Below are 1,399 nucleotides of genomic sequence, written 5' to 3'. Positions count from 1 at the left end.
CTCGGCCCTGGACAATCCCACCAACTTCTTCACGGCCCAGTCGCTCGACAACCGCGCCAGCGACATCAACAACCTGCTCGACGGCATCGCCAACGGCGTGCAGGTGCTGCAGGCTGCCAACACCGGCATCACCTCGCTGCAGAAGCTGATCGACTCTGCGAAGTCGATCGCCAACCAGGCGCTGCAGACCACGGTCGGCTATTCCACCAAGTCCAACGTCTCCGCCACCATCTCCGGTGCGACGGCGGCCGACCTGCGTGGCACGACCTCCTACGCCAGCGCGACGGCGAACAGCAACGTCGTGTATAGCGGTGCGGCCGGCGGCACCACCGCGGCGACCGGAACCACGACGCTCGGCGCCACCATCGGCGTCTTCGCCAGCACGGGCGCAACGGCCGGCGACGGCACCACGGCGCTGACCGGCACCATGACCCTGATCGCCACCAACGGCACGACCGCGACCGGCCTCGCCGGCAACGCCCAGCCTGCCGACGGCGACACGCTGACCGTGAACGGCAAGACCATCACCTTCCGCAGCGGCTCGGCTCCGGGTGCGACCGGCGTTCCGACCGGCTCGGGCGTCAGCGGCAATATCGTCACCGACGGCAATGGCAACAGCACCGTCTATCTCGGCACCAACGGCACGCCGGCAGCGACCGTCAACGACCTGTTGAGCGCGATCGATCTGGCAAGCGGCGTCAAGACGGTCTCGATCAGCTCGGGTGCGGCGACGATCGCCACGAGCAACGGCCAGACCGCTTCGACCGTCGCTGCGGGCGCCGTCACGCTGAGGAGCTCGACAGGTGCGGATCTGAGCGTCACCGGCAAGGCCGACCTGCTCAAGGCTCTCGCCCTGACGACGTCAGTGGGCGGCGGCAACGCCACCGTCAACGTCAACCGCACCACCAGCGCGGCCTCGCTGGGTGCGACGATCACCGACGGTTCGACGTTGAACGTCAACGGTAAAGTCATCACCTTCAAGAATGCGCCGATCCCGGGCTCGACCGGTGCGCCGAGCATTCCGACCGGCTATGGTGCGAACGGTAACGTCCTCACCGACGGCGCCGGCAACTCGACGGTCTATCTGCAGGGCGGTACCCTGAACGACGTCTTGAAGGCGATCGACCTTGCCACCGGCGTGCAGACCGCGACCATCAGCGCCGCCGGCGCTGCCACGCTTGCGACGGCCTCCGGCCAGACCAACTCGTCGATCAACGCCTCGGGCCAGCTGAAGCTGTCTACTGGCGTCAATGCCGACCTGTCGATCACCGGCACGGGCAACGCGCTGAACGCGCTCGGCCTTGCCGGCAACACCGGAACGGCGACCGCCTTCACCGCGGCGCGCACCTCCGGCATCGGCGGCATCAGCGGCAAGACCTTGACCTTCACCTCCTTCAAC

General features: G+C 67.7%; 1 protein-coding gene. It reads left to right on the top strand.

Annotation, left to right across the window (positions count from 1 at the left end):
- On the top strand, positions 1 to 1,399 hold a 1,399-nt coding region (locus tag I6F20_RS37520), incomplete at both ends, for a DUF1522 domain-containing protein (RefSeq protein ID WP_225131582.1).

The organism is Bradyrhizobium sp. IC3123 (assembly GCF_020193625.1).
GTDB classification, from domain to species: Bacteria; Pseudomonadota; Alphaproteobacteria; order Rhizobiales; family Xanthobacteraceae; genus Bradyrhizobium; species Bradyrhizobium yuanmingense.
The sequence above is the reverse complement of the archived record's forward strand: the minus strand, read 5'-3'. Positions and strand labels throughout refer to the sequence as shown.